Here is a 26,567-nt window from a genome sequence, read left to right as displayed (position 1 = left end):
GAAAATGAAGTTCAAACAACCTGCCTTGCTACTGTTCATCGCGGGAGTGGTTCATTGCGCAAATGCGCACGCTTACACATTCGATGCATCAATGTTGGGCGATGCAGCGAAAGGGGTTGATATGTCGCTCTTTAACCAGGGGGTACAACAGCCAGGGACTTATCGAGTGGACGTGATGGTGAATGGTAAACGTGTCGACACCCGTGATGTGGTGTTCAAATTGGAAAAGGATGGGCAAGGAACGCCTTTTCTGGCTCCTTGTTTGACGGTCAGTCAGCTTTCACGCTACGGCGTAAAAACGGAAGATTACCCTCAGTTGTGGAAAGCAGCAAAGACCCCAGATGAGTGTGCGGATCTGACCGCCATTCCACAGGCTAAAGCGGTACTGGATATCAATAATCAGCAACTGCAACTGAGTATTCCGCAGTTGGCGTTGCGTCCGGAATTTAAGGGGATCGCTCCTGAAGATCTCTGGGATGATGGTATTCCGGCGTTTCTGATGAACTACAGTGCGAGGACAACGCAGACGGATTACAAAATGGATATGGAGAGGCGTGACAACTCTTCCTGGGTACAACTGCAACCGGGAATCAATATAGGTGCGTGGCGTGTCCGCAATGCGACCAGCTGGCAGCGGAGTAGTCAACTGTCGGGGAAGTGGCAGGCAGCATATACCTATGCTGAGCGTGGACTGTACCCACTAAAAAGTCGTCTGACTCTGGGGCAAAAGACTTCGCAGGGGGAGATATTTGATAGTGTGCCATTTACCGGTGTGATGTTGGCATCGGATGACAACATGGTGCCCTACAGTGAGCGGCAGTTTGCTCCAGTAGTGCGTGGGATTGCCCGCACGCAGGCTCGGGTGGAGGTCAAACAGAATGGTTACACCATTTACAACACCACCGTGGCGCCCGGACCGTTTGCACTGCGGGATCTGTCGGTAACAGACAGTAGTGGTGATCTGCATGTCACCGTGTGGGAGGCCGATGGCAGTACACAAATGTTTGTGGTGCCGTATCAGACCCCGGCGATAGCACTGCACCAGGGATATTTGAAGTACAGCCTGTTGGCGGGCCGATACCGATCGTCAGACTCTGCAACGGATAAGGCGCAGATCGCGCAGGCTACGTTGATGTATGGTCTGCCGTGGAATCTCACTGCATACGGCGGTATACAGAGTGCAACGCACTATCAAGCTGCATTGCTTGGTTTGGGGGGATCTCTCGGGCGATGGGGGAGTTTATCTGTCGATGGAAGCGACACACAAAGTCAGCGTCAGGGGGAGGCGGTACAGCAAGGAGCCTCCTGGCGACTGCGTTACAGCAACCAGCTGACTGCGACGGGGACAAATTTTTTTCTGACGAGATGGCAGTATGCCTCGCAGGGCTATAACACCTTATCCGATGTGCTCGACAGTTATCGACATGATGGCAACCGTCTATGGTCGTGGCGAGATAATTTGCAGCCGAGCTCGCGTACCACCCTGATGTTGAGTCAGTCATGGGGGAGGCATTTGGGCAATCTGAGTTTAACCGGTTCCCGTACCGACTGGCGTAATCGCCCCGGTCATGATGACAGCTACGGACTGAGTTGGGGAACCTCTATCGGAGGGGGCTCGCTGTCATTGAACTGGAATCAAAACAGAACGCTGTGGCGCAATGGCGCGCACCGTAAAGAGAACATAACCAGCCTGGGGTTCAGTATGCCATTAAGCCGCTGGACGGGGAATAATGTAAGTGCCAGTTGGCAGATGACTTCACCATCACACGGTGGTCAGACGCAACAAGTGGGGGTCAACGGAGAGGCATTCAGTCAGCAACTGGATTGGGAGGTGCGTCAGAGTTACCGTGCCGATGCCCCGCCAGGTGGTGGTAATAACAGCGCATTGCACTTGGCATGGAATGGGGCTTACGGCCTGTTAGGTGGTGACTATAGCTACAGCCGGGCGATGAGCCAGATGGGAGTCAATATCGCGGGAGGTATAGTTATCCACCATCATGGTGTGACGCTGGGGCAACCTTTGCAAGGCTCAGTGGCGCTGGTTGAAGCGCCAGGGGCCTCGGGGGTGCCAGTTGGCGGCTGGCCTGGCGTTAAGACGGATTTTCGTGGCGACACCACAGTGGGCAACCTGAACGTCTATCAGGAGAATACAGTCAGCCTCGATCCGTCGCGACTACCGGATGACGCAGAGGTCACACAAACCGATGTGCGCGTGGTGCCAACCGAAGGGGCGGTGGTGGAAGCGAAGTTTCACACTCGCATCGGGGCCAGGGCACTGATGACGCTGAAACGGGAAGATGGTAGCGCCATTCCTTTCGGGGCGCAGGTTACAGTCAATGGGCAGGATGGCAGTGCTGCTCTGGTGGATACTGATAGCCAGGTTTATCTCACTGGTCTGGCGGATAAGGGCGAACTGACGGTGAAATGGGGAGCACAGCAATGTCGGGTTAACTACCAGCTACCTGCCCACAAGGGAATCGCGGGCTTGTATCAAATGAGCGGTCTCTGCAGATAGCCGATTCTGAAGGAGAGAATAATGTGGATGAAAATACAGCGAGTGAAAACGGTTATCTATAGCGTAAGCTTACTGGTCACTGCCAGTAGCTTGGTGCCGATAGCGAACGCCGCAGAAAAACTTCAGACAACGCTACGTGTAGGTACTTACTTTCGGGCTGGGCACGTGCCAGATGGGATGGTGCTTGCGCAAGGCTGGGTGACTTATCACGGCAGTCACAGCGGGTTTCGGGTATGGAGCGATGAGCAAAAGGCGGGTAACACGCCTACCGTATTGCTGCTGAGCGGGCAACAGGATCCTCGCCATCACATTCAGGTTCGCCTGGAGGGCGAGGGGTGGCAACCAGATACGGTGAGTGGTCGTGGCGCCATTTTAAGAACCGCTGCAGATAACGCCAGTTTCAGTGTGGTCGTTGATGGCAATCAGGAAGTGCCTGCGGACACCTGGACGCTGGATTTTAAGGCCTGTGCATTGGCGCAGGAGGATACGTAGCCGTCTGTTCCACTCATACTTCCTGTATAAGTGAATAAGGCGAATACTGTATATCAGGTTCGAGGATGTATTGAAAATTTACTCAAGGCAAATATGGTTAGCAATCTTCATTGCAGAAAAATCAATTGCTGATTTATTTTAAAATCTGAAATTCATCTTTTTTGTAGGGAGAGGAATATTATGTTTCGTAAAATAATTTAACAGACACTGATGCCTTTATTATTTTCTGTTTTGTGGATTTGTTTGATTCACTCTTTTGTGAACGGGTCTTTATAAGCCCTTGGTATAAGGTTTGTTTATCTGTCAGGTATTCATATGTGATATTTAAGATTTTATGTTTAGGGGGCTTTTTCTTGTCCCCTCAGGCGTAAAAATAATTTATTTTTTACATAAAGGAATAAAGCATATGTCTTATGCACGACATTTACCGGTATTAATGTATCACCATGTCAGTGATAAACCCGGACAGATAACCTTATCTCCCCGTACGTTCCGGGCGCAGATGAAATGGCTGGCTGAATCTGGCTGGAAAACCGTTACCGCAGCAGAGGTGGAAGCTTTTTATCATGGTGCAAGATTGCCTCGTAAAAGCGTCATGCTGACCTTTGATGGCGGCTGGCTGGATAACTGGTTGCAGGTTTTTCCGGTGCTGCAGGAGTTTAATCTGCATGCGCATCTCTTTCTTGTGACCAGTTTGATCAGTGACGGACCGGTCCGTATTCCTGCAGGCGAACCGGTGTACTCTCATGATGAGTGTCAGATGCTGGTTAAACAAGGCCGGGCTGATGAGGTCATGCTGCGCTGGTCAGAGGTCCGGGAGATGCACCTCAGTGGCCTTGTTGAGTTTCACTCGCACACGCACACCCACCGACGCTGGGACCAGAAACCTGTGTCCCGTAATCCGTCGGATTTGCTTCGTGTCGATATTCTTCTTAGTCGTAAGCGGATGAGGGAGATGCTGGGTTACTGCAGTCAGCATCTGTGCTGGCCTGAGGGCTGGTATTGTTCTGACTATATTCATGTGGCTGAAGAGCTGGGGTTCACATACCTGTATACCACAGAAAGGCGTATGAACAATCCAGTCATCGGTTCACAGCGTATTGGTCGTATCAACACAAAGGAGCGAAAGAATGTGGGCTGGCTGAAACGTCGTCTGTTTTATCACACCACGCCCGGATTTTCTTCGCTGCTGGCCCGGCATAAGGGGGCACGTCGGATAGCTGACTGAGCCGGAGACCAGGATGAAAGTGCTGCATACCGAATCCTCCCCCATCATCGGCGGGCAGGGGTTGTAGGCTATATCCCAAATGATGGTGCTGATTTTGAGCAGAAATAAGATAACACCGGAGGCCGTGATAGACCCGGTTGCGCAGAATCTGGAGGCCGCAGGTCACTGGCGCAGGGCTTCTACCCGCTGGCTTTTGGTCATGGGAGATTTTGAATGTACAGAGGCCCAGCGGGAGTGGTTGTTGTTGCGCCGGAATTATTGCCTTGCGCAGATATCTTCCCCTGGCGCCAGTAAAGCTGGATATCAGCGACGTGACGAAATGAGAGGAGCCTGCACATAGGTTTATGTTTTGAGTAAGCGTCTTATTTAAACCGTCTGTTCTTTTTCCTCCACTTTCACAAATAATGTCGAGCCGGGTGGGGGGGACTCAAGTAAGAATAATCTGGCGATGTTTTGCTTGTTTCCACGGGATACTTTGTTAGGTGAACGATACAATTAATGCGTTCCAGACTGCGTCACAGAAAAGGACAATGCCTTTGCAGAACGGGCGCATGACAATGAACCACTTTATTATTGGTATCTGGTTCGGCGACAACCTTGACGATCACTTCTGAGATAGGGTATTTACACTGAGTGGTAAACAGGTTCAATTAGTAACCGGAGATGGATGCAAAATCATGATCGATTCAGATGCTATTTTGCAGCCAATAGATTTTTTATTATGATGATATCAAGGACATTGAGGCACACAATGACGCATCAGTAAGTCGTTGATAGCTCCTTTAATATAAGAATTTCTTTTATCAACGGAAGATAATGATGGAACTGATCAATAATCGTGGTATGCGAGACTGGATGATATTTATTAAAGTGGCGGAAGTAGGGAATCTTTCCCGGGCTGCACGGGAATTAGATATTAGCATTTCTGCTGTCAGTAAATCGCTTAGTCGCCTTGAGAATTCTATTGAGGTTACTTTACTTCGGCGCGATTCACATCACTTAGAACTGACTGGAGCTGGTCAGACAGCCTATGCAAGCATGAAAAGGATAACATCTTCCTTTCAGTCCTTGCTGGATGAATTGCGAAATCCGGATAAAATTATCAGAGGGAGTATAAAATTTTCGGCTCCGGCTATTGTCTGTGAGTTTCTTGCCAATAAGTGGATATGGGAATTTACAGCTAGCTATCCGGATACAAAAATCTACCTGGATTCACGAGAGCGTAGCGATTTTTTTAGTAAATCCCTGGAGTTTGATGAGCTGGTTTTTAAAAGTGGCATAATCGAAAGTGAGGATCTCGTGTATCGAAAGATAAGCCCTTTAAAGTTGGTTCTTTGTGCGAGTCCGAAATATATTAGAAAATATGGCAGGATCTCACATCCTGGCGATTTGGAAAATCACATTATTGTGGGTCTTCACAACCATGGTCTTTCCGGACCTCTTACTCTTTTCCGTCAAGATGAATCATACACTATTAGTGGCGCTGTTAATGTTCATTTATCTTCCAATAATCTTTTGAGTGTTCTTAATTTGGTTTTAGAAGGAAAGGGTATCAACCTCATGACTCCGGCCTGGCTTGCCACCAAATACTTAAAAAATAATGAACTTGAAATTATACTTCCTGAATGGAGGGTCCCAGATCTCCCCATTTATCTTGTATGGCGTCATCGTCAGTATTATTCTCCTTTATTTCAACGCTTTCTGTCTTTTATTGAAGATAAATGGAATAATCGCCCACAAATTGATTTTCTGAATGATGATTAACCCGTTTGGAATGGTTTTGACACGTTCCTGACTTAAACCCACATGATGATGACTGAATTGAGGCATCGAGATATGCGACTGGTCAGCCAGTCGTCTTTTGACGATGCCCAATACAAAACATGATGCCGACTGACGGAAATGATAATACCCGGAAACAGGACGGGGCTGTTTTTGGGCAGCCGGAAGTTAAGCCCATACCAGAAACGTTGCAGTGTACTGAAAAATGGTGCCAGGTTGCACTGTAAGTATCCCGCATAATCGAGCCATTCACATTTAGAGATCATCCGGCATAATCAATCTGCCAACGCAGGAGATCGCTGTGCGTAATGCCCGTATTACTGCGCACCAGATCATCGCTGTGATTAGATCAGTTGAATCCGGACGGACTGTTAAAGATGTCTACCGGGAGGCCGGTATTTCTGAAGCCACCAGGGACAACTGGAAGTCTGGATGCGGCGGCATGGAAGCTTCTGATATTAAATCTTGAGGATGTCAACGCCAGGATTTATGGTCGTTTTTCGCTATTTTTAATATCCGCTGTTTGATCACTTCTGCTGTCCGCTTTCCGCCATTTCATCTTCACTGATTGGCGTTGCGCTTTTGGTCAGCGCCCCGACTTTGCGTTTTTCCTTCAGTTGGTAACTTTCTCCTTTGATATTCAGTGTGGTTGAGTGATGCAGTAGCCGATCCAGGATCGCTGTTGCCAGCACGTTATCACCGAACATCTCTCCCCAGTCTGCGAAGCCTTTGTTTGACGTCAGGATAATGCTCGCTTTTTCATACCGTCGGTTCAGCAGTCGGAAGAACAGACTGGCTTCCTCACTGGTCATTGGCAGGTAACCTACTTCGTCCAGGATCAGCCCCCGCGCATAGCTCAGTTGTTGTAGCTGGCGCTTCAGGCGGTTTTCCAGCTTCGCTTTCATCAGCGTCTACCAACCTGTCCTGCGGCATGAACAACACCCGATGGCCCACATCTGCCGCTTTCACACCGGGGGCAGCGGCCAGGTGGGTTTTCTCCACTCCGGGGGCCCCAGCAGGATCACATTCACGCAGCGCTCCACGAACGCCAGACCGGCCAACTCCCGGACGACCTTATGATCGATGCCTGGCTGGAAGCTGAAGTCGAACTGCTCCAGCGTTTTGACTCATGGCAGACGAGCCTGTTTCAGCCGGGATTCCATTCCGCGCTGATGTCTGCCGTTCTATTCCTGCTGCAGCGCCATGCACAGGAATGTCGACTTATTTTTGGGCTGACAGAGGCATTGGTCGTTAAGACTTGTATATTCATGTTGCTTACTCGCACAAAAGGGGGAAAGGAACCGTAAACAACATTGACAGGTAAGGGACTGGCATCAATTTGAATGGTGTTTTTTATAACATTATGTTTTAAAAGGTGAATTGTATTTTCATGGTGAATTGTTCTGTTTTATATTGTTGTTTATGGAATATTTAACCAATATTTCATCTAAAAATAGTGTATTATATTGATTACACTTTGCTGGAGAGGTGTAAACATCAAGTGTAACCATATGATGTATATAAGTTTTTGTTTGCTGATATCATATTTTTAACAGATATTGAGCAAGTAAATCTGATCTAACTGTAACTTTAGTTTTCTAAATTAATTACTTTGCTTACTTTTTTTTACCTGGTTTTGTAAAACCTCATGATGATCAGTCTATTTGTGGCTTTGTTTAAGGTTTATTTGGTTTTGTAGTCTGAATTGTATCTCCCTCCTGGAGGGCTTTCTTTAGATTCTCTGTCTCCTACGTTGTTATGTTACGTATTTGTTGCTTTGAAGGAGGGGGAAATGCAGTTCCATTTATCTGAGTAAGTCAGGTACACAGTAACAACTTTCTTATGAAGAATTTCCAAAATTTTTACTGCGGCGTTATTAATTGTTCAGCGATTCTTACAGATCTGTCGTTCGCTTTTGGTGAATGAAATCCGTGGACTTTTATTTACTAATTTTTCCTTTCCTGAAAAAAACAGAGGTATTGAGCGAAAAATTTTATTCCGTATGATGCCCTCCACACAAAATGTATTAACACTGAATCGTAATTTGCTTCTTTATGCTGATAACTTTCTGTCTATGCTAATACTAAAATTTAGATGACTTTTATACGGTAAAATCTGGTATGAATTTTAAAGATACTCTTCCCGGGGTGTTTCTCTGTGTCGCTATGTTTGCATGTGGTCATGCCAGGGCGAATATGCTCGTTTATCCCATGGCGGCAGAAATTAATAGTAGCCGCGAAGAGGCCACCTCGCTGTTCGTCTATTCTAAATCAGATCATGTGCAATATATTCGAACAAGAATCATGCGTATTGAACATCCTGGTATGCCACAGGAGAAGGAGGTACCAGCAGGGAATGATATAGAGACAGGACTTGTTGTCTCCCCGGAGAAATTTGCCCTTTCCCCGGGAACAAAAAAAACAATACGTGTTATCAGTACTCAGGCACCGGAAAGAGAGGAAGCCTGGCGGGTATACTTCGAGGCTGTTCCTGAACTGGAAGATGATCCACAGGCAGGTGGAAAGCAAAATTCATCCGTAAGTGTGAATCTTGTCTGGGGGGTGTTGCTGCGTGTTTCTCCGTCAGACCCCAGGCCTGCGCTGGTAACGAACGGTCACCACCTGCTGAATACGGGAAATACCCGGCTTTCTCTTATTCGGGCCGGCAACTGCGACACCACATGCCACTGGCAGAATATAGACAAAAGTATTTATCCCGGCGGGAGTGCTGATATTCCGGCCGGAATAAAAAGTAATGCATTTCGTGTGGAATATCGTACGGGTGCAAATTCACCGGTAATCTCTGCTGATTTAACAGCAGCCGGAAAGTAAAAACACACGGAGCGTACGCTATACCCTACATTTATTCTCAGGGGGAGCGGATGTATACCGAGTGTACATATATCACTGTAATAAACAACAAAGCAAGGTTATTTTTTATGAACATGAAAACATCTTTTATTGCCGCAGCTGTGGCATTGGCCACCGTTTATTCTTTTTCTGTTTCTGCGGTTCAGAAGGATATTACCGTCACTGCCAATATTGACAGTACACTTGAACTGCTGCAGGCCGATGGTTCATCCCTCCCGTCGACTATGAAGCTGGATTTCATGCCGGGTAAGGGCCTGGTCCATAAATCACTCCAGACCCGCCTTTACAGCAACGATCAGACCAAGTCGGTTAATGTAAAACTGTTGAATGCTCCACAACTTATCAACGTCCTGGATCCCACCAAAACCATTGATATGGAAGTGACTCTGGGAGGACGGTCACTGACCACCACCAATTCTGTACTGGAAGCTAAAACCCTGTTCCCGGACGGAAAAACTGGCGATGCTTCAGCTCCGCTGAACCTGGATATTGGTCAGAAGGCTGGAGCAGCCTTACAAAACCTGCCTGCCGGTGAATACAGCGGATTGGTCAGTCTGGTGATTTCACAGGCCGTCACTGCCGGCTAATAACCGGTTATTAGCTCTTCATCTGATCCGGTTTTGGGGTGTCACCGTTCGTACCTGAACCGGATCCGGTATTGATCTTATTATTCATTGCAATTCAGGTCTCTTTACGTGAGTCGTTATTTCTGGATGTATTATTTACTGGGATTGTGCAGTTTTACCAGCCAGGCAACTCTTATTCCCCCTCCTGGATTTGAATCTCTGCTGGAAGGACAGACTGAGCAAATTGAAGTGTTGCTACCAGGGCATTCACTGGGATTATTTCCGGTGGTGGTTAAACCGGACACCGTGCAGTTTATGTCCCCATTGATGGTACTTGAAAGCAGTGGGCTTGCCGCGTTGCCGGCCGCAGAACGGCAAAAAGCGCTGGCTGCACTCAGCCGTCCGTTGCTACGTAACAGCAATCTGGTCTGTGGTGTCTCAGAAGCAAAAGACAGCAGCGAGTGTGGTTACGTGGCAACAGATAAAGAGGATGTTGCGGTTATTTTTGATGAGAACAACGGTCAGTTATCTTTGTTTCTTAACCGGGACTGGTTGCCGGATGAAGAACGACGTGATAAACGCTGGCTGACTCCGACCCCGGAGGGTGTCAGCGCATTTATTCACCGCCAGACGCTGTATCTGAGTGATGATCTCCACAGTCGTAATATGACACTGAATGGTAGCGGTGCCCTGGGGCTTGGTGACGGTCGTTATCTGGGAGGCAACTGGGCAGCTATCTGGAATCAGTCAGAACATTACAATAACAGTCAGACCTGGTTTGACAATCTGTTTGTCCGTCAGGATCTCGGCAATCAGTATTATCTCCAGGCTGGTCGGATGGATCAGCGGAATCTGTCCAGCGCCACGGGGGGGGATTTTGGGTTCAGTCTGCTTCCCCTGAGCCGGTTTGATGGATTACGAACCGGGACCACCCAAGCTTATGTTAACCATGAGGTGGACCAGAATGCCACTCCGGTTATGGTTCAGGTTACCCGAAATGCCCGTATTGATATTTATCGTGGCAGCGAGTTGCTGGGGAGTCAGTTCCTGACCCCGGGAATGCATACCCTGGATACTCACTCTCTTCCACCGGGAAGCTATCCTCTGGCGTTGCGGATATATGAGGATGGAATTCTGCGACGAACGGAGAGCCAGCCCTTCAGTAAGGGGGGTAATAGCTTCAGTGCACAGACCCAGTGGTTTATTCAGGGCGGGCAGGAAGATACCGGGGATAAAGCCAGCCATTATGACGGTGAGACTGTCATGGCTGCCGGATTCCGAACTGGGCTGCGGAAAAATATCAGTCTGACCGAAGGTATCTCTCTGGCACATGAGGCCTGGTACAGTGAAACCCGACTGAATTCACAGCATGCAGTGCTGGATGGCACGCTGGACCTTTCTGCCGGGATACTGCATGGGACAGACAGCACGAGCGGTAACACTGAGCAGGTGACATACAACGACGGATTTTCCGCGAGTCTGTGGCGTAACCATACGGAAAGTGATGCCTGTAGTGGTCGTCATCCACAGTCAGTGCATGCCAGTATGACCTGCCAGACTTCGATGAACGCCTCCCTGTCGGTTCCGGTGGGGAACTGGTATGCCCTGCTGGGATACAGTACCAGCAGGACAGAAGGTCGGCCGGTTTACCGGGGATATGATGATAACAGTGACAAAGAAAATGTGTTCTGGCGACAGGCATACATCCCTGCCTCTCACCGCGAATCTGCTCAGGCTAGTGCAACGTACAACCTTAATATGGCTGGCATGAATATTAATACCCATGGGGGAGTATGGCGAACCCGAAATGACGGAGTGAATGATGATGGCTTGTTTATGAGTGTCAGTGTGTCATATGCCTCTCAACCACCGACAATGACTGGCAGTAATGGGTATACCTCAGCCGGGACCGATATTCACAGTAGCCGGAATCAAAAAACACAGACGTCCTGGAATGTGAACCATGTGAGATCCTGGCAGCAGGATCTGTATCGTGAACTGTCGGTGGGTTTCTCCGGTTATAACGACGACAGCTGGAGCGGGAGTCTCGGCGGACGCATGAGCGGCCGTATGGGTGAACTGAGCGCCACTATCAGTAACTCCCATCAACGTAATGCGGGCAGCGCCAGTTCACTCACCGCTGGCTACAGCTCGTCTCTGGCGTTATCCCGTAATGGACTGTTCTGGGGAGGTGGTCAGGACGGTGAACCGGCCTCTGGCATGGCGGTGAACGTGGAGTCAGAGGGGGACGAGGGTAGTAGCGGGAAAGTAGTCAGCGTTCGTGGCAGCAGCCAGCCGTTCAGTCTCGGTTTTGGTCAGCAGTCGCTGTTGCTGATGGAAGGCTATAACGCCACGGAGGTGACCATTGAGGATGCAGGGGTTAGTTCACAGGGTATGGCAGACGTAAAAGCGGGAGGGGGAAGCAGGCGTTACTTCCTGACACCCGGGCATCTGCTGGTTCACAACATCAGCGCCAGTATGAGCCGACTGTACGTTGGCCGCGTACTGGACAAGGATGGCAGACCGCTGCTGGACGCACAGCCACTGAACCATCCATTTTTGTCGCTGGGACCTTCCGGGCGATTTAGCCTGCAGAGCGAGCATAAAGAATCCAGCCTGTGGCTGCTGTCTAAAAACAGGATCCTGCGTTGTCCGATGTCAGTACATAAACGTCGGGATGTTATGCAGGTAGTGGGTGATGTGCGGTGTGAATTAAGTGACGTGGATGCCCTGCCACAGGCGTTGCAAATATCGCCGCGGGTCATCCGTTTGCTGAACGTGGCAGGTTTGCTGCGCCATTCCGTTCAGGAAGCCTGACATAAAGATAAAGGCGATAGTATGAAGAATAAAATGAAGTGGACAAGTATGACAGCCCATTGGTCAGCAATTATTAATTTCATCCGAAAATATGTTTATCCAGCAAGGATAATTGCCATCCTGCTGATGGCTGGCGCTACACTGCCACAAGTCGCCGATGCGATTACCGTCGACCTGAATTACGACAAGAACAATGTACCGGTCATCACTCCTGTCTGGTCCCAAGAATGGAGTGTAGCAAATGTGTTGGGGGGATGGGTATGTCGTTCAAACAGGAATGAAAATGAGGGGGCGTGTGAAGAAACACATTTGGTATGGTGGTATTCTTTTGAAGCTTATTCAAAAATTCGTCTGCGTTTCAGAGAACAAATCAGCCATGCTGAAATCACGCTCATACTGCTCGGCAGTGTTCGTAATGCCTGTTATACTGGTGTCGTGCACATGAACGCTGCTGCATGTCAATGGGGTAGGTCGCTGAAACTTAGGATACCTTCAGAAGAGCTTGCGAAGATACCTACAAGCGGAACATGGAAAGCAACGTTAGTCCTGGATTATTTACAATGGGGCGGAGACGATCCTTTAGGCACATCAACTACAGATATCACGCTGAATGTAACAGACCACTTTGCAGAAAATGCGGCTATTTACTTTCCGCAGTTTGGTACTGCAACCCCTCGTGTTGACCTGAATCTTCACCGGCTGAATGCCTCACAAATGTCGGGCAGGGCTAATCTGGATATGTGTCTGTATGACGGAGGTGTGAAAGCCCGTTCATTACAGATGAAGATAGAAGGAAGCAATAAGTCAGGTACGGGATTTCAGGTTATAAAGAGCGATTCTGCTGATACGATTGATTATGCGGTCAGTATGAATTATGGGGGACGAAGTATTCCTGTCACCCGTGGCGTGGAGTTCAGTCTGGATAACGTGGATAAAGCAGCAACGCGTCCGGTGCTACTTCCCGGGCAACGGCAGGCGGTACGTTGTGTGCCAGTGCCCCTTACCCTGACAACACAACCCTTTAACATCAGGGAGAAGCGTTCTGGTGAGTATCAGGGAACGCTGACAGTGACAATGCTGATGGGAACACAAACCCCCTGACAGTAATTATTTATTTTATTGATATCTTTCTTATATGGTTTTTTAAATCAGAGTTCTCTTTATATACTTGTTTTATTTAATAAAGAAAATCTATTCACTTATGAAAATCAATGCGTGAGGTTCTGCTTTCCTATGACTGAGTATTTAGATGATAAAGATAAAGAATTATTGAAAGAAATCCAAAAAGATTGTGCGCAAACTTTATGGCAACTTGCATATAAAGTGGGACTTACGCCCACACCATGTTTCAAGCGTTTAAAAAAACTTAAAGACAGGGGGGTTATCATTGGTCAGTTCGCTTTATTGGATAAAGAAAAACTAGGTCTTTCACTTAATGTCTTTATTATGATTAACATATCTGAGGAGCAATACGCTAGTGTTTCTGAGAAAATAAAGTCAATGCGTGAGGTTATTGCCTTTTATCGAATTTCTGGATCATTTAATTATTTAATGCATACAGTATTTACAGATATGAACGATTACTATAGTTTTTATGAGAAAATAATATTAACTAATTCTTCAATTAGTGGATCTGCATCGAGCTTTGTTCTTGAGCAAATAAAAGAAACAAACGAACTGCCAGTGTGAAAGTGTGATGTGTACTTACTGATTTAATACATTATTATCCTTCTTACGGAACAACAACGGCAGATTGCGGCTGTTGAACAAGGATTTTAATCAGCAGTGGTGAAATTAAGCGGCACAGAATAACACAGCGGAATATCACATGGTTAAATATCACCCCGTGCATGTAACAAAAAACCGCATTAAAACAGATGATGTTACTGATATTTATTTCGTTGAACCCTTCTGGAAAGAAGGCGAAAACCACATAATTGAGTCATTGATGTTTTTTGAAGAGTTACAAAAGTCATTTAATTTATTCAACCATAAATATGGGTTAAATAAATATATACTCAGGATTCCCTGGGAATTTGTGCTCATACATATGGAAAGGATCAGTAAATTAAATAGCGTCGGGTTATTTGCTGTTTCTGTTGACTTTAATAACAACCACAAATTTCTGAGCGAGTACATCAGGAGTCGCAGAGATTATGGTATGGAAGTTTGGTTTGATTTTTGTGGTAAACATTCTTATTCCAGTGAAATTAAAAACCTTGGGTTCTTTTTTCAGGCTTGCGTAGTGCCTCGTGATCCTAATTTTATTAGTAGTGTTTATCATTATCATAAGTTCCAAAAGATTCTTGTCGGGGATATAAATGATGTAGAACAGAGGGCCGTGTACCAGAACGAAGTTGATTACATGTATGGAATGCAATGGCCATCGTCATATGACGGTTTTTTCTTTCGGGATCATAAAAAAAATGAAACTTGGTGTATATAACAGAAGGAGTGAAAATTTGAATCAAAAATATCTTATTTATTTTTTGTTTAATTATTGTTTTGTTTTTTATTACGATTAAATATAAAGAACATCATTGTTCGTGTGGTGGGGAGGCTGGAAGTTTAGGGGGTGACCGTTTATCAACAAGTTTATTACAGCCACCATACGAATGGTTTATATATGCACTAGATGTATTATTTTAGTTTAATATATCGATGGTTGCTATTTGCATTGATGATGTTCCGTTACATTAAGGAATATACATCTGTATCTCGTTATACGCACACTCACATTACTAATCATTATTAATATGAGTGTGGTTCTTGTTTTACGCATGCATGGTTGCATGTGACGTTAAATTTAAATGAGCTGACTGTATGAATTCTAAATACTTTAGAGAGGTGTTTTTTGTCTCGGTAGTTGTTATATTATTATTTTATTTGGTGTTATTTGCAGCCAGTGCTCATGCTGAAGGCGGCTTCAGCTCTGGAGGCATTGGGTTATTTATGACGGGAACAAGAGAGATGCTACTGTAGAGATAATAAATTCTGCTAAAGATTCCCCAATTCTTGTGCATTGACATCCTCCACGTCCTGAAGGGCGTGGGTTCCTGCTCCAACGGGCTGCCTGACTGCACGCTCCTTCCACAGGCAAGCACGGCGTGTCCCGCTCTAAAATGTTACGCGCGCCGTTTACATCGGCGTTCGCAGTATATCTTCATACCAGACACTTGTAAGTATCTCGCATAATCGTGCCATTCACATTTAGAGATCATACAACAGGACGGGGCTGTTTTTGGGCAGCCGGAAGTTAAGCCCATACCAGAAACGTTGCAGTGTACTGAAAAATGGCGCCAGGTTGCACCTGTTCAACGATTTTCTGAAGGCGCAGGAGTATTCATTACTGATATCCTCCATTGCGCCTTCGGGAACCCACAGGACCAGCTATTTTACCGATAGTGTTTAAAAGGCGTAAGTAATGCCGAGCATGAAGTCATTGGAGGCAGCCTTTGTGTCTGCATCATAAGCGGTATGTTCATCACCAGCATAGTGATTTTTTGAAATGCTTACTTTGCCTGCATTAATGTATTTATAACTGGCGTCAATCATAATATTATCTGTTACAGCATATTTTGCACCGATACCTGCGCCCCAGGCAAAGTTATTTTTTGAAGCAGACAGAGTTTCATTAATACCAAAACCAACAGGAATGGTGTTATTACTTAGCTTCACATGAGCGAGGCCAACGCCTGCGCTGATATAGGGTGTAAACGCCGTACTATTGTGAAAATCATAATAGCCATTAACCATGTAAGTGGTCATTCGGACCTGATTTTTTACATTTATGTGTACTGGCTGACCAAATGCAATAATATCCTGCCCGCCTTTAGCATCCGTCTCACCTCTGAAAGTGGTATCCAGTTCTAAACGTACTGGAAGCTGGAATGGATCATAAAAGTCATAACCGATAGCAACCCCGCCGCCAAAAACGCCTTTGGTACGGTCAGGTAACGTTGCATGACCATTGACTATCTCATCCTGGCTGAAGGTTGAGTTGATTCCATAGACATTTACTACGGATGTCCCCGCTTTCCCGGTGATATAGATCCCTTCTTTTGCTGATGCAGTAGCGGACCAGGCTACCACAAGGGGAATGATGCAGACTGCGAAAAAGTTTTTCATTTCAGAACCTGCCTTAATATTGGGCTAAAAGACAAGTTTCACGGTATAGGGTGTGATATAACGATTACATAAACGAAGCCCAAAAAACGGTCTATTGTAACGCTGGGTTTTCTGTAAGCGGGTAAAAAATGAGATGAAGATTTTAAATAACAATACGATAATCGTCGGTATGGAAATCCATCTCCTCGCCAAATTGCCCAACGTATGCCAGCCCCACGTACGGTTTCACTTCTATGTTATGTAACGGGTAGTGTGAGATGGAGCGATGCTGTAAGAAAAAGATGAAGATGAATTTGTACCCGACCAGAATAAAGCCCGTTATCCAGGAATAACGGGCAAAAATATTTACTCAAGTGCCTGGGCGAGATCTTGTTGTACCTGTTGACGTTGTTCTGGTGTCAAGACTTTGCTTAAATCAAAATAATATTTAACCCGATAATAGCGAGCCTGTTGTTCTATGTTACTGAAGGCTGCAAGCTGCTGTTTTACGGCGGCGTCATCCCATTTACCGGATTTAATCACCTCTATCAGCGCACCGTCTTTAATTCCCTTCATAGAAATCTGACTGACGTCGGTTTCCAGTTGTTGGTGAAGTTTTTTGATCCGGGTAATCTGATCGTTTGTCAGCTTCAGATGCTGGACAATAGGATCCTGGGCGGGCAGGGGAGGATTGGGGACAGCGGTGGCGAAAGCGCCAAAAGAAACGCCCGCCAGAGTCGCTGCCAGTAAAGTTGTGCGTACAAAGTTTTTCATGAAGATATCCTGATAAGGGAGTGATTAACCGTTTTTATTACCCACGAATGGCGAGCAATTATCTTAGAGCCTATCCCATTAGGGCTATTTTACTTGCCATTTTGGACCTGGGCAGTGCTCAAAATCCTCACGTACTACGTGTACGCTCCGGTTTTTGCGCGCTGTCCGTGTCCAAACTGGCTGCGCCAATAACGCCTGGTGGGATAGGCTCTTAGTCAGAATACGTTGCCTGCCACATTACGCCACGCGAATTTGTTTTACGGAGAGTTACGGAGTGAAACAATCCCGCCGCGGTGAGCGGCAGGTTGCTTACAAGGTGAATGGATCGGCATCGCGCCAGGCTGGAAATTTTTCGCGATAGTCCTGCAAGGCGACGAGAGAAAGATCGGCATCGATACGTGTCGCCTGGTGTGGTTCGGCGGTGGCAATAATGTCGCCCTGGGGATTAATGATCCGGCTATCGCCGCGATAATGTAACCCATTGCCATCGGTGCCAACCCGGTTGCAGCCTGCGACATAAGCCTGATTTTCAATAGCGCGCGCTGTCAGTAATGTTTGCCAGTGTAGCGAGCGCGGCGCAGGCCAGTTCGCTACATACAGCGCCAGATCGTAATCATTGCGGTTGCGCGACCATATCGGAAAGCGCAGATCGTAACAGATCAGCGGCAGGATGCGCCAACCGCGCCACTGCACGATGATGCGTTTATCGCCTGCGGCATAATGTTGATGTTCATCCGCCATACGAAACAGATGGCGCTTATCATAGAGATGAACCTTGCCTTCCGGTTCAACCAGTAAGAAGCGATTTACGGCGCCGCGCTCAGTTTGTAGCGCCGCGCTGCCGGCAATCAGAGCGTCAGTTTGTCGGGCTTTGGCCTGCATCCACGTAATCACGCTATCTTGCGAAAGTGAGTTATTAGCGGCCTCCATCGCGAAGCCGGTGGTAAACATTTCAGGCAGAACAATCACATCCCGGCCAGATACGAGCTCTAGCTGTCTGTCAAAATGACGCAGGTTTGCCGGGCCGTCCATCCAGACTAAAGGTTGTTGCAACAGAGTAATTTTCAAACCAGACACGATCGGAGCTCCTCATTGAACAGCGTCTTTACACTGTAGCATGAGCAATAATAAAAAAGCGGCAAGAAAAAGCCCCGCGAAAGCGGGGCAGGAAAGACACGAGACTGATTATGCGGCTTCGACTTTACGCACTTTCTCCGGCAGCTTTACCGGCCTGGTCGCCAGCGCTTCAGGTTCAAAATCATCAACGTTGATACTGCGCAGGCGGCTCTCTTCCGCTTTCGCCAGAATGGCGGCTTCATCTTTATCTATAAGCCCTTTCGCCAGCGCATTGCGCGCCAGTTCATCCAGACGAGTAAACGGCAGATTTTTACCCAGCTCTTTGCAGATGCGCTGGTGGATAGGGTCGGCAGCGATGACATCACGCAGCGCTTCTTCCAGTAAACCGACCGGATTATGTTCGGCGGGCGTCAGATACTGACCGCGCCCAATGCGTGAACGTGTGGCGTTCGGCACCTGCAGGATCTTCGCCACGGCGTGATCCAGCTTATCAGACGGCGCCAGATAATGACGGCCAGTCGGGAAGATCATCGCGGTGAGCAATCCGGCCACGACGCGGTTCGGGAAGTTCTGCAGCAGATCGTCCATCGCTTGTTCAGCACGATACAGCGCATCCTGTACGCCCCAGTGCACCAGCGGCAGGTCGGCTTCGTGGCGACCTTCGTCGTCGTAACGCTTCAGTACGGCTGAGGCCAGATAAAGCTGACTCAACACATCGCCCAGACGCGCGGAGATACGCTCGCGGCGTTTCAGGCTGCCGCCCAGTACCGCCATTGACACGTCGGACAGCAGCGCCAGGTTTGCGCTCAGTCGGTTCAGATGCTGGTAATAACGCTTCGTGGCGTCGCCGGTTGGCGTATGGCTCGTTAATCCGCGGGTCAGGCCAAGCCAGAAACTGCGGACGGTATTGCTGCCGACATGACCAATATGTTTAAACAACAGTTTATCAAAGGCATTCACATCATTATTCTGCGCTGCGGCCATCTCTTCCAGTACATAAGGATGGCAGCGAATGGCGCCCTGACCAAAGATCATCATGCTACGGGTCAGGATATTCGCGCCTTCCACGGTGATCGCGATAGGCGCGCCCTGGTAAGCACGCGCCAGGAAGTTGCTCTCGCCCAGCATAATGCCTTTACCACCGGTGATATCCATCGCGTCTATAATGGACTGCTGGCCGCGGTGGGTGCAGTGGTACTTCACGATAGCCGACAGTACCGCCGGTTTTTCGCCCAGCATAATGCCGTAGGTGATTAACGATGCGGCGGCATCCATCACATAAGCGTTACCTGCAATACGCGCCAGCGGTTCCTCAATACCTTCCATCTTGCCGATAGAAATTTTGAACTGACGACGAATGTGAGCATAGGCGCCGGTTGCCAGCGCGACGGATTTCACCCCGCCAGTGGAGTTGGACGGCAGGGTAATACCGCGTCCTACCGACAAACATTCCACCAGCATACGCCAGCCCTGTCCGGCCATTTTGGGGCCGCCGATAATATAATCAATAGGCACGAAAATATCGTTACCGCGGGTTGGACCATTCTGGAACGGAACGTTAAGCGGGAAGTGGCGACGACCAATTTCCACACCCGGCGTTGAGGTGGGGATCAGGGCGCAGGTAATACCCAGCTCTTCTTCTCCGCCTAACAATCTATCCGGATCGGAAAGCTTAAACGCCAGGCCCAACACGGTAGCTATCGGCGCCAGCGTAATGTAACGCTTGTTCCAGGTCAGGCGCATACCCAGCACCTGCTGGCCCTGCCATTCGCCCATGCAAACCACGCCGGTATCCGGAATGGCGCCTGCATCAGAACCTGCTTCCGGGCTGGTCAGCGCAAAGCAGGGGATCTCCTGGCCGCGCGCCAGTCGCGGCAGATAGTGATTCTTCTGCTCTTCCGTACCATAGTGCTGCAATAACTCGCCAGGGCCGAGTGAGTTTGGAACGCCGACGGTGATAGCCAGAATCCCGGAGACGCCGGACAGTTTTTGCAGTACACGGGACTGCGCATAAGCGGAGAACTCCAGCCCGCCATACTCTTTTTTAATGATCATCGCAAAAAAACGATGCTCTTTCAGGTAAGCCCACAGTTCCGGCGGCAGATCCGCCAGTTCATGGGTAATCTGAAAATCGTTCGCCATCCGGCACGCTTCTTCTACCGGACCGTCGAGAAACGCTTGCTCTTCGGCAGTGAGTTGCGGTTGCGGATAGTTGTGCAGTTTTTTCCAGTCTGGCTTGCCCTGGAACAGATCGCCTTCCCACCAGGTTGTACCGGCATCAATCGCTTCTTTCTCAGTGCGCGACATCGGCGGCATGACCTTACGGAAGCCGCGGAACACCGGTGCGGAAATCATTGATTTTCGCATCGGTGTGAGGTTAAACGGCACGAGGATAATGGCCAGAGGAACCAACAGCCAGATGGACCACAGGCCAGCGACGCCAAGTGCGGCGGTCCAGGCGAGCAGAATCAGGCTGCTGAGAAATAAACTCACGCGGTGATAGAACAATGCGCCGAGCAGAACAACCGTAGCGATAATACTCAAAATCATCATAACGAAAAGCTCCCTTGCTTGTAGGAGGTCTGACCACTTGTGATGATTAGGTTGTAGTGGATGTAAAATCTTTTAGCAATGTGTTTACAAAATAATTACAACAAAGCTCACATTGTTGCCGTTTTTGGGGGCACGAAAAATCAAAAGCGTGAGGCGTTAATTCGGCTTATGCTTCTCGCCTGTACTGCTATCCGGTACACTGCATACTGTCATTTACATTCATGCTGAAGGATATCCTCATGTACCAGGATCTTATTCGTAACGAACTGAACGAAGCGGCGGAAACGCTGGCTAATTTTTTAAAAGATGACGCCAATATTCACGCCATTCAGCGCGCGGCGGTCCTGTTGGCTGACAGTTTTAAAGCGGGTGGTAAGGTACTTTCCTGCGGTAACGGCGGCTCCCATTGCGATGCGATGCACTTTGCTGAAGAGCTGACAGGTCGTTATCGTGAAAATCGTCCGGGCTACCCGGCAATTGCGATTTCTGATGTTAGCCATATATCCTGCGTCAGTAATGATTTTGGCTATGACTATATTTTCTCTCGTTACGTTGAAGCGGTAGGGCGCGAAGGCGATGTCCTGTTAGGGATCTCGACGTCGGGTAACTCTGGTAACGTGATTAAAGCGATTGCCGCGGCCCGTGAAAAAGGCATGAAAGTGATTACGTTGACCGGCAAAGACGGAGGCAAAATGGCGGGAACGGCGGATATTGAAATTCGCGTACCGCACTTCGGTTATGCCGATCGTATTCAGGAAATTCATATCAAAGTGATTCATATCCTGATTCAGTTGATCGAAAAAGAGATGGTTAAATAACTATACCCGTCATACTTCAAGCTGCAGGTGCGTTGGTTGCGCTCAGAAACCCCAGTCACATAGTTATCTATGCTCCTGGGGATTTCCTCCCTTACCGCCTTCCTGCAACTCGAATTATTTAGGGTATAGCATATTGTTTTCTTTGATATTTTTAGTTTTGATTGGCTGTAAAAATTACGCCTTCCCGCTTAAGGCGTTTGTGGAGGTGATGTATGTGCGAACTGCTTGGGATGAGCGCCAATGTGCCGACGGATATCTGCTTTAGCTTCACCGGGCTGGTGCAGCGTGGCGGCGGAACCGGGCCGCATAAAGACGGCTGGGGAATTACCTTTTACGAAGGAAAGGGCTGTCGCACGTTTAAAGATCCGCAACCGAGCTACCATTCGCCGATTGCGAAACTGGTACAGAATTACCCGATCAAGTCCTGCTCGGTTATCGCCCATATCCGTCAGGCTAATCGCGGTGAAGTGGCGCTGGAAAATACACACCCTTTTACCCGGGAATTATGGGGACGCAACTGGACTTATGCTCATAACGGTCAGCTCAACGGTTATAAGTCGCTGGAAACCGGTAATTTTCGTCCGGTGGGGGAAACCGACAGCGAAAAAGCGTTTTGCTGGCTATTGCATAAATTAACGCAGCGTTATCCCCGCACGCCGGGCAACATGACAGCGGTATTTAAATATATTGCGACACTGGCGACGGTATTACGTGAAAAAGGCGTTTTTAACATGCTGCTGTCAGATGGGCGATATGTGATGGCGTTTTGCTCAACCCATTTGCACTGGATCACTCGCCGGGCGCCGTTCGGCGTAGCCACGTTGGTGGATCAGGACATGGAAATTGATTTCAGTTCACAGACCACGCCAAATGACGTGGTTACCGTGATTGCTACCCAGCCGCTAACGGGGAATGAAACCTGGCAAAAGATTATGCCAGGCGAATGGGCGTTATTTTGCCTCGGAGAGCGTATAATTTGAGGCCAGCTGTGGCTGAACAACTTCGTGACTCAACGGTTTGCTCACGACGTAACGTCCATCAACGATAGAAACAGTTGGCGGCTTATGCGTCTGTTCAAAATAATCGTAGCCGGGTTTTAGCTGCGCCCAGAAATCTTTGTAATAAGAATATTTATGACGCTGCATATTGGCGTCGGTCATCCGGAACGGATAAATACTCACCTGCACGCTCGGCTGACCAAAGACCAGCGCGGCGGTGACAAACTGGAAAATCTCATCAATGCCGCTGTCGGTCATGGCATAGCAGCCGACGGAAACACAGGCGCCGTGAATCATCAGATACTTACCATCATAGCCATGCGCGCGATCGTAGGCATTGGGAAAACCAATGTTGATGGCCTTATAAAAACGGCTGTCTGGCTTGAGTTGATTACGCTGAACGCTGTAAAACCCTTCCGGACTTTTAAAATCGCCCTGACGGCGTTTCGGGCCTAACCCGCCGGAATAGTTGCAAATTTTGTAGCTATCAAGCAACTGGTATTGCTCACCCATTTTGACGTAGAGATCAAGAGTGCGCTCTTCTTTAAAAATCTGAATATAGACCGGTGAGCCCATTAACTGCTGCTTATACTCTTTACTGACCGGCGTGACGGGGCTGCTGCTGCTCAGCAAACCGGCAAATGAGACGCACGGCATCAGAAGCATCGCAAGAAAAAATGCGATTTTACGCATACTGCTTGTTCCTTGATAAAACGGTTACACACGCCAGAACGGCAAAAGAGTCCCCAAATCGGAGTAATCTGGATTTGGAGCGCTCACATTAGCACCACGGCAGTTTTTCGCAAGTCCCCGTGTGTACGTTTACAATTTTCCCGCAGCTTTCGTCGTCATACCTTCGAATATGTCGCATTTTTAACGCGAATGTCTCTTTGCGCGCAATAAAACATACTGTACACTTAAACAGTATTGTGGGGGCGAGCGATGCGCAAAATCATACATGTTGATATGGACTGTTTTTTTGCCGCGGTAGAGATGCGTGATAATCCGGCGTTACGCGATATTCCCATTGCCATTGGCGGGAGTCGTGAGCGAAGAGGCGTTATCAGTACCGCCAACTATCCTGCGCGCCAGTTTGGCGTACGTAGCGCGATGCCGACTGCCATGGCGCTAAAGCTGTGCCCCCATCTCACCTTACTGCCTGGCCGCTTTGACGCCTATAAAGAGGCTTCGCGGCATGTACGTGACATCTTTTCCCGCTACACTTCACTGATTGAACCGCTCTCGCTGGATGAAGCCTGGCTGGATGTGACTGACAGCCCACACTGTTATGGATCGGCGACTCTGATCGCCAGGGAGATTCGTCAGACTATTTTCAATGAACTGCAACTCACCGCCTCCGCCGGCGTTGCGCCAGTGAAATTTCTGGCGAAGATCGCCTCCGATCTCAATAAACCGAACGGACAATATGTTATTACGCCAGCCGATGTACCCGACTTTCTTAAAACGTTGCCGTTAGCCAAAATTCCAGGCGTGGGGAAAGTTTCCGCCGCCAAACTGGAAAATATGGGGTTAAGAACCTGCGGGGATATTCAACAGTGCGATCTGGCGATGCTTCTCAAACGCTTTGGTAAATTTGGCCGGGTATTATGGGAGCGTAGTCAGGGTATTGACGAGCGTGATGTTAACAGCGAAAGGCTGCGTAAATCGGTAGGTGTTGAGCGTACTCTGGCGGAGGATATTCATGAATGGTCGGACTGCGAGGCTATTATTGAGCATTTATATCCGGAGCTGGAGCGTCGTCTGGCTATAGTGAAGCCCGATTTACTGATTGCCCGACAGGGCGTTAAATTAAAATTTAATGATTTTCAGCAAACCACTCAGGAACATGTCTGGCCGCAATTAAATAAAGAAGACTTAATTACCACCGCCCGTAAAACCTGGAACGAGCGTCGCGGCGAGCGCGGCGTACGGCTGGTGGGGCTACACGTAACGCTGCTCGACCCTCAATTGGAACGACAGTTGGTGTTAGGGTTATAAGTCAGGCCATTAAGATTTTATCACTATTACGATTGCGCCATCTAAATTTCAGTATTACTATACCCGCGTTTTCTCATTCTCAATAACTGCAAAGGAGGTTCATCATGACACTTTATTCTCTGAACGCACTTTGCAGACATTTCCAGGATTAATTTTCTCTTATTGCTCTGGATTAGTCTGCCATTTCCTGATTTTTTAATTCATATATGGAATGGTATATGGGCAATTATATTCGTCCTTTATCAGATGTGGTATTTTCTATCGCATCAGATAACCTGTGGATCGAAGATTCCGCGATCCAACAATTATATACGACGGCTAAGTTAACCGGTATGAGACGCGTTATCGGGATGCCAGATCTGCATCCGGGGCGCGGCTACCCTATTGGCGCAGCCTTTTTCTCGCGTGGACGCTTTTATCCGGCGCTGGTCGGCAACGATATCGGCTGCGGCATGGCGTTATGGCAAACGGATATTTTAGGGCGTAAATATAACGCCGATAAACTGGAGAAGCGGCTGGCGTCGCTGCCTGACGTGGCGGACGCGCAGTGGCTGGAGGAGAATGTCCCCGCCGCAATGCAGCATCATTCGTGGCGCTCTGCGCTGGGTTCCATTGGCGGCGGCAATCATTTTGCCGAGCTGCAGCAGGTCGATCGCATCGTCGATGCTGATTCGTTCGCTTTGTCGGGGTTGCAAAAAGCGCAGTTATTACTGCTGGTACACAGTGGTTCACGCGGTCTGGGGCAAGCTATCCTGCGTCGTCATGTGGAGGCGTTTTCGCATAACGGTTTGCCGGAAGATAGCGACGATGCGCGCCGCTACCTTGCAGAACATGACGATGCGCTGGCATTTGCCCGCAGTAATCGCGCGCTGATTGCCCGCCGGATACTGCAACAGCTCAGGGCTGAGGGCGAACCGCGGCTGGATGTGGCGCATAACTTCGTTGAACCCTGTACTGTCGCGGGTGAGGCGGGGTGGCTGCATCGTAAAGGCGCTACGCCAGATGGGCAGGGACTGGTGATTATCCCCGGCTCGCGCGGCGATTATAGCTGGCTGGTGAAACCCGTCGTCAGCGAGGAGAGCCTCTTCTCCCTGGCGCACGGCGCGGGGCGCAAATGGATGCGTACCGAGTGTAAAGACCGGTTATCGGCAAAATTTACCCCGCGACAGCTCTGCCGTACCGGGATGGGCAGCCGGGTGATTTGCCGCGATCGCCAGCTCATTTATGAGGAAGCGCCGCAGGCGTATAAATCCATCGATAGCGTTGTGGATTGTCTGGCAGACGCCGGACTGATTACGCCGGTTGCCTGCCTGCGTCCGGTGCTGACGCTGAAAACCTCAGGGGAGAAAAGCGCATGATCTTACTGCAACTTTCTTCCGCACAGGGACCGGACGAGTGTTGTCTGGCGGTAAAAAAAGCGCTGGATTGTCTGACGAAAGAAGCTGCCAGAGAAAAGGTATCGCTGACACGACTTGAAACGGAGCCGGGACGATTACCAGACACGCTGCGCTCCGCACTGGTCTCGCTGGACGGTGAAAAAGCTATGGCTTTCAGTGAACGTTGGTGTGGAACGTTACTGTGGATTTGTACCAGCCCGTATCGCCCGCACCATGGGCGAAAAAACTGGTACGTCGGCATTGGGCGCTTTTCCGCCGACGAACAGATGCAGTCTGATGAGATTCATTTCGAGACTCTGCGCTCTTCCGGCCCGGGTGGGCAGCACGTTAATAAAACCGACTCGGCAGTGCGGGCCACGCACCTGGCGAGCGGGATTAGCGTGAAGGTTCAGTCGGAGCGCAGTCAACATGCGAATAAGCGTCTGGCCCGGCTGCTGATTGCCTGGCGGCTGGAACAGCAACGGCAAAATGAGTGTGCGGCGTTGAAGTCTGAAAGGCGTCTGTTCCATCATCAGATTGAGCGCGGCAATCCGCTGCGGATATTTAAAGGAATGGCGTTTACGCCACAATAATTA

The 26,567-nt window shown here is 48.7% G+C and carries 22 protein-coding genes and 5 pseudogenes; 20 read left to right on the top strand and 7 right to left on the bottom strand.

Features of this window, described 5'->3' with window-relative positions:
* Window positions 1-4: 4 nt before the first annotated feature.
* From ACLJRH_RS06615 to ACLJRH_RS06585, 7 genes and pseudogenes are all read left to right on the top strand, one after another.
* Entirely contained in the window at window positions 5-2,515 is a 2,511-nt protein-coding gene (locus ACLJRH_RS06615; RefSeq protein ID WP_023223323.1) for a fimbrial biogenesis outer membrane usher protein, read from the top strand.
* A gap of 21 nt (window positions 2,516-2,536) precedes the next feature.
* Window positions 2,537-3,007 (top strand): AfaD family invasin, encoded by a 471-nt coding sequence (gene afaD, locus ACLJRH_RS06610; protein WP_000266941.1) that lies wholly within the window; start codon window positions 2,537-2,539, stop codon window positions 3,005-3,007.
* 406 nt (window positions 3,008-3,413) lie between these two features.
* Window positions 3,414-4,235, top strand: coding sequence for a polysaccharide deacetylase family protein (locus ACLJRH_RS06605; RefSeq protein ID WP_000119391.1), 822 nt, complete (start codon window positions 3,414-3,416; stop codon window positions 4,233-4,235).
* 82 nt (window positions 4,236-4,317) lie between these two features.
* Window positions 4,318-4,555: pseudogene (locus ACLJRH_RS06600) on the top strand (PerC family transcriptional regulator); the annotation flags it as partial.
* Window positions 4,556-5,051: 496 nt separating this feature from the next.
* Window positions 5,052-5,999 (top strand): LysR family transcriptional regulator, encoded by a 948-nt coding sequence (locus ACLJRH_RS06595; protein ID WP_000970302.1) that lies wholly within the window; start codon window positions 5,052-5,054, stop codon window positions 5,997-5,999.
* A gap of 119 nt (window positions 6,000-6,118) precedes the next feature.
* Window positions 6,119-6,238, top strand: a pseudogene (locus tag ACLJRH_RS06590) (hypothetical protein); the annotation flags it as partial.
* A gap of 80 nt (window positions 6,239-6,318) precedes the next feature.
* Window positions 6,319-6,480: pseudogene (locus tag ACLJRH_RS06585) on the top strand (transposase); the annotation flags it as partial.
* A 64-nt stretch (window positions 6,481-6,544) separates the two neighbouring features.
* Here the strand turns inward: ACLJRH_RS06585 and ACLJRH_RS06580 are convergent.
* Window positions 6,545-7,102 (bottom strand): annotated as a pseudogene (locus ACLJRH_RS06580) (ATP-binding protein).
* Between ACLJRH_RS06580 and ACLJRH_RS06575 the strand changes: the two are divergent.
* From ACLJRH_RS06575 to tioA, 7 genes are all read left to right on the top strand, one after another.
* Window positions 7,094-7,324, top strand: coding sequence for a hypothetical protein (locus tag ACLJRH_RS06575; protein WP_000564356.1), 231 nt, complete (start codon window positions 7,094-7,096; stop codon window positions 7,322-7,324). The pseudogene ACLJRH_RS06580 and the gene ACLJRH_RS06575 sit on opposite strands and share 9 nt — an antisense overlap.
* A gap of 813 nt (window positions 7,325-8,137) precedes the next feature.
* A complete protein-coding gene (gene tcfA, locus ACLJRH_RS06570; RefSeq protein WP_001009507.1) occupies window positions 8,138-8,848 on the top strand; it encodes a fimbrial chaperone TcfA in 711 nt (236 codons plus the stop codon).
* A gap of 50 nt (window positions 8,849-8,898) precedes the next feature.
* Window positions 8,899-9,474, top strand: coding sequence for a fimbrial protein TcfB (gene tcfB, locus ACLJRH_RS06565; RefSeq protein WP_000287812.1), 576 nt, complete (start codon window positions 8,899-8,901; stop codon window positions 9,472-9,474).
* 108 nt (window positions 9,475-9,582) lie between these two features.
* Entirely contained in the window at window positions 9,583-12,270 is a 2,688-nt protein-coding gene (gene tcfC / locus ACLJRH_RS06560; protein ID WP_001632496.1) for a fimbrial outer membrane usher protein TcfC, read from the top strand.
* 21 nt (window positions 12,271-12,291) lie between these two features.
* Window positions 12,292-13,371 carry a fimbrial protein TcfD gene (gene tcfD, locus ACLJRH_RS06555; RefSeq protein ID WP_023136373.1) on the top strand — a complete coding sequence of 360 codons (1,080 nt, stop codon included), beginning with the start codon at window positions 12,292-12,294 and terminating at the stop codon, window positions 13,369-13,371.
* A gap of 132 nt (window positions 13,372-13,503) precedes the next feature.
* Window positions 13,504-13,959 carry an Lrp/AsnC family transcriptional regulator TinR gene (gene tinR, locus ACLJRH_RS06550; RefSeq protein WP_023136372.1) on the top strand — a complete coding sequence of 152 codons (456 nt, stop codon included), beginning with the start codon at window positions 13,504-13,506 and terminating at the stop codon, window positions 13,957-13,959.
* Between the two features lie 139 nt (window positions 13,960-14,098).
* A complete protein-coding gene (gene tioA, locus ACLJRH_RS06545) occupies window positions 14,099-14,716 on the top strand; it encodes a protein TioA (RefSeq protein WP_000241747.1) in 618 nt (205 codons plus the stop codon).
* Between the two features lie 601 nt (window positions 14,717-15,317).
* Here tioA and ACLJRH_RS06540 read toward each other — a convergent pair.
* Window positions 15,318-15,430, bottom strand: a pseudogene (locus ACLJRH_RS06540) (hypothetical protein); the annotation flags it as partial.
* Between the two features lie 56 nt (window positions 15,431-15,486).
* Between ACLJRH_RS06540 and ACLJRH_RS06535 the strand changes: the two are divergent.
* Window positions 15,487-15,675: a hypothetical protein gene (locus ACLJRH_RS06535; RefSeq protein ID WP_031603649.1), complete on the top strand. Its 189-nt coding sequence runs from the start codon at window positions 15,487-15,489 to the stop codon at window positions 15,673-15,675.
* Between the two features lie 3 nt (window positions 15,676-15,678).
* On the opposite strand, the gene pagN is transcribed toward ACLJRH_RS06535, so the two are convergent.
* From pagN to fadE, 4 genes are all read right to left on the bottom strand, one after another.
* Window positions 15,679-16,398 (bottom strand): adhesin/invasin protein PagN, encoded by a 720-nt coding sequence (gene pagN, locus ACLJRH_RS06530; RefSeq protein WP_000787605.1) that lies wholly within the window; start codon window positions 16,396-16,398, stop codon window positions 15,679-15,681.
* Window positions 16,399-16,743: 345 nt separating this feature from the next.
* Complete coding sequence (locus tag ACLJRH_RS06525; protein WP_000788200.1) at window positions 16,744-17,151, bottom strand: Spy/CpxP family protein refolding chaperone; 408 nt, start codon at window positions 17,149-17,151, stop codon at window positions 16,744-16,746.
* Window positions 17,152-17,460: 309 nt separating this feature from the next.
* On the bottom strand, window positions 17,461-18,228 hold the full coding sequence (locus tag ACLJRH_RS06520; protein WP_000015789.1) for an amidohydrolase: 768 nt from the start codon (window positions 18,226-18,228) through the stop codon (window positions 17,461-17,463).
* A gap of 108 nt (window positions 18,229-18,336) precedes the next feature.
* Window positions 18,337-20,781, bottom strand: a complete 2,445-nt coding sequence (gene fadE / locus ACLJRH_RS06515) for an acyl-CoA dehydrogenase FadE (protein ID WP_000973043.1) — start codon at window positions 20,779-20,781, stop codon at window positions 18,337-18,339.
* 239 nt (window positions 20,782-21,020) lie between these two features.
* Here fadE and lpcA point away from each other — a divergent pair, with 239 nt between their 5' ends.
* Window positions 21,021-21,599, top strand: coding sequence for a D-sedoheptulose 7-phosphate isomerase (gene lpcA, locus ACLJRH_RS06510; protein ID WP_000284051.1), 579 nt, complete (start codon window positions 21,021-21,023; stop codon window positions 21,597-21,599).
* Between the two features lie 212 nt (window positions 21,600-21,811).
* Complete coding sequence (locus tag ACLJRH_RS06505; protein ID WP_000333387.1) at window positions 21,812-22,579, top strand: class II glutamine amidotransferase; 768 nt, start codon at window positions 21,812-21,814, stop codon at window positions 22,577-22,579.
* On the opposite strand, the gene dpaA is transcribed toward ACLJRH_RS06505, so the two are convergent.
* Window positions 22,550-23,290 (bottom strand): peptidoglycan meso-diaminopimelic acid protein amidase, encoded by a 741-nt coding sequence (gene dpaA / locus ACLJRH_RS06500; protein WP_001225658.1) that lies wholly within the window; start codon window positions 23,288-23,290, stop codon window positions 22,550-22,552. The genes ACLJRH_RS06505 and dpaA overlap by 30 nt on opposite strands.
* A gap of 249 nt (window positions 23,291-23,539) precedes the next feature.
* Between dpaA and dinB the strand changes: the two genes are divergently transcribed.
* From dinB to prfH, 3 genes are all read left to right on the top strand, one after another.
* A complete protein-coding gene (gene dinB, locus ACLJRH_RS06495) occupies window positions 23,540-24,595 on the top strand; it encodes a DNA polymerase IV (RefSeq protein ID WP_001226199.1) in 1,056 nt (351 codons plus the stop codon).
* Window positions 24,596-24,813: 218 nt separating this feature from the next.
* A complete protein-coding gene (locus tag ACLJRH_RS06490) occupies window positions 24,814-25,953 on the top strand; it encodes an RNA ligase RtcB family protein (protein WP_000528906.1) in 1,140 nt (379 codons plus the stop codon).
* On the top strand, window positions 25,950-26,564 hold the full coding sequence (gene prfH / locus ACLJRH_RS06485; protein ID WP_000602090.1) for a peptide chain release factor H: 615 nt from the start codon (window positions 25,950-25,952) through the stop codon (window positions 26,562-26,564). The genes ACLJRH_RS06490 and prfH overlap by 4 nt, the downstream gene beginning before the upstream one ends.
* Window positions 26,565-26,567 lie beyond the last annotated feature (3 nt).

Source organism: Salmonella sp. SAL04162, from assembly GCF_046551535.1.
Lineage (GTDB): Bacteria > Pseudomonadota > Gammaproteobacteria > Enterobacterales > Enterobacteriaceae > Salmonella > Salmonella enterica.
The sequence above is the reverse complement of the archived record's forward strand: the minus strand, read 5'-3'. Positions and strand labels throughout refer to the sequence as shown.

Bases quoted from the DNA above. Each gene is read 5' to 3' on its own strand.
- fadE (WP_000973043.1), bottom strand. From the start codon at position 20,781: ATGATGATTTTGAGTATTATCGCTACGGTTGTTCTGCTCGGCGCATTG.
- afaD (WP_000266941.1), top strand. From the start codon at position 2,537: ATGTGGATGAAAATACAGCGAGTGAAAACGGTTATCTATAGCGTAAGC.
- ACLJRH_RS06490 (WP_000528906.1), top strand. From the start codon at position 24,814: ATGGGCAATTATATTCGTCCTTTATCAGATGTGGTATTTTCTATCGCA.
- ACLJRH_RS06615 (WP_023223323.1), top strand. From the start codon at position 5: ATGAAGTTCAAACAACCTGCCTTGCTACTGTTCATCGCGGGAGTGGTT.
- dpaA (WP_001225658.1), bottom strand. From the start codon at position 23,290: ATGCGTAAAATCGCATTTTTTCTTGCGATGCTTCTGATGCCGTGCGTC.
- dinB (WP_001226199.1), top strand. From the start codon at position 23,540: ATGCGCAAAATCATACATGTTGATATGGACTGTTTTTTTGCCGCGGTA.
- tcfA (WP_001009507.1), top strand. From the start codon at position 8,138: ATGAATTTTAAAGATACTCTTCCCGGGGTGTTTCTCTGTGTCGCTATG.
- tcfD (WP_023136373.1), top strand. From the start codon at position 12,292: ATGAAGAATAAAATGAAGTGGACAAGTATGACAGCCCATTGGTCAGCA.
- lpcA (WP_000284051.1), top strand. From the start codon at position 21,021: ATGTACCAGGATCTTATTCGTAACGAACTGAACGAAGCGGCGGAAACG.
- prfH (WP_000602090.1), top strand. From the start codon at position 25,950: ATGATCTTACTGCAACTTTCTTCCGCACAGGGACCGGACGAGTGTTGT.
- ACLJRH_RS06525 (WP_000788200.1), bottom strand. From the start codon at position 17,151: ATGAAAAACTTTGTACGCACAACTTTACTGGCAGCGACTCTGGCGGGC.
- tinR (WP_023136372.1), top strand. From the start codon at position 13,504: ATGACTGAGTATTTAGATGATAAAGATAAAGAATTATTGAAAGAAATC.
- tcfB (WP_000287812.1), top strand. From the start codon at position 8,899: ATGTATACCGAGTGTACATATATCACTGTAATAAACAACAAAGCAAGG.
- pagN (WP_000787605.1), bottom strand. From the start codon at position 16,398: ATGAAAAACTTTTTCGCAGTCTGCATCATTCCCCTTGTGGTAGCCTGG.
- tioA (WP_000241747.1), top strand. From the start codon at position 14,099: ATGGTTAAATATCACCCCGTGCATGTAACAAAAAACCGCATTAAAACA.
- ACLJRH_RS06575 (WP_000564356.1), top strand. From the start codon at position 7,094: ATGATCGATGCCTGGCTGGAAGCTGAAGTCGAACTGCTCCAGCGTTTT.
- ACLJRH_RS06605 (WP_000119391.1), top strand. From the start codon at position 3,414: ATGTCTTATGCACGACATTTACCGGTATTAATGTATCACCATGTCAGT.
- ACLJRH_RS06505 (WP_000333387.1), top strand. From the start codon at position 21,812: ATGTGCGAACTGCTTGGGATGAGCGCCAATGTGCCGACGGATATCTGC.
- ACLJRH_RS06595 (WP_000970302.1), top strand. From the start codon at position 5,052: ATGATGGAACTGATCAATAATCGTGGTATGCGAGACTGGATGATATTT.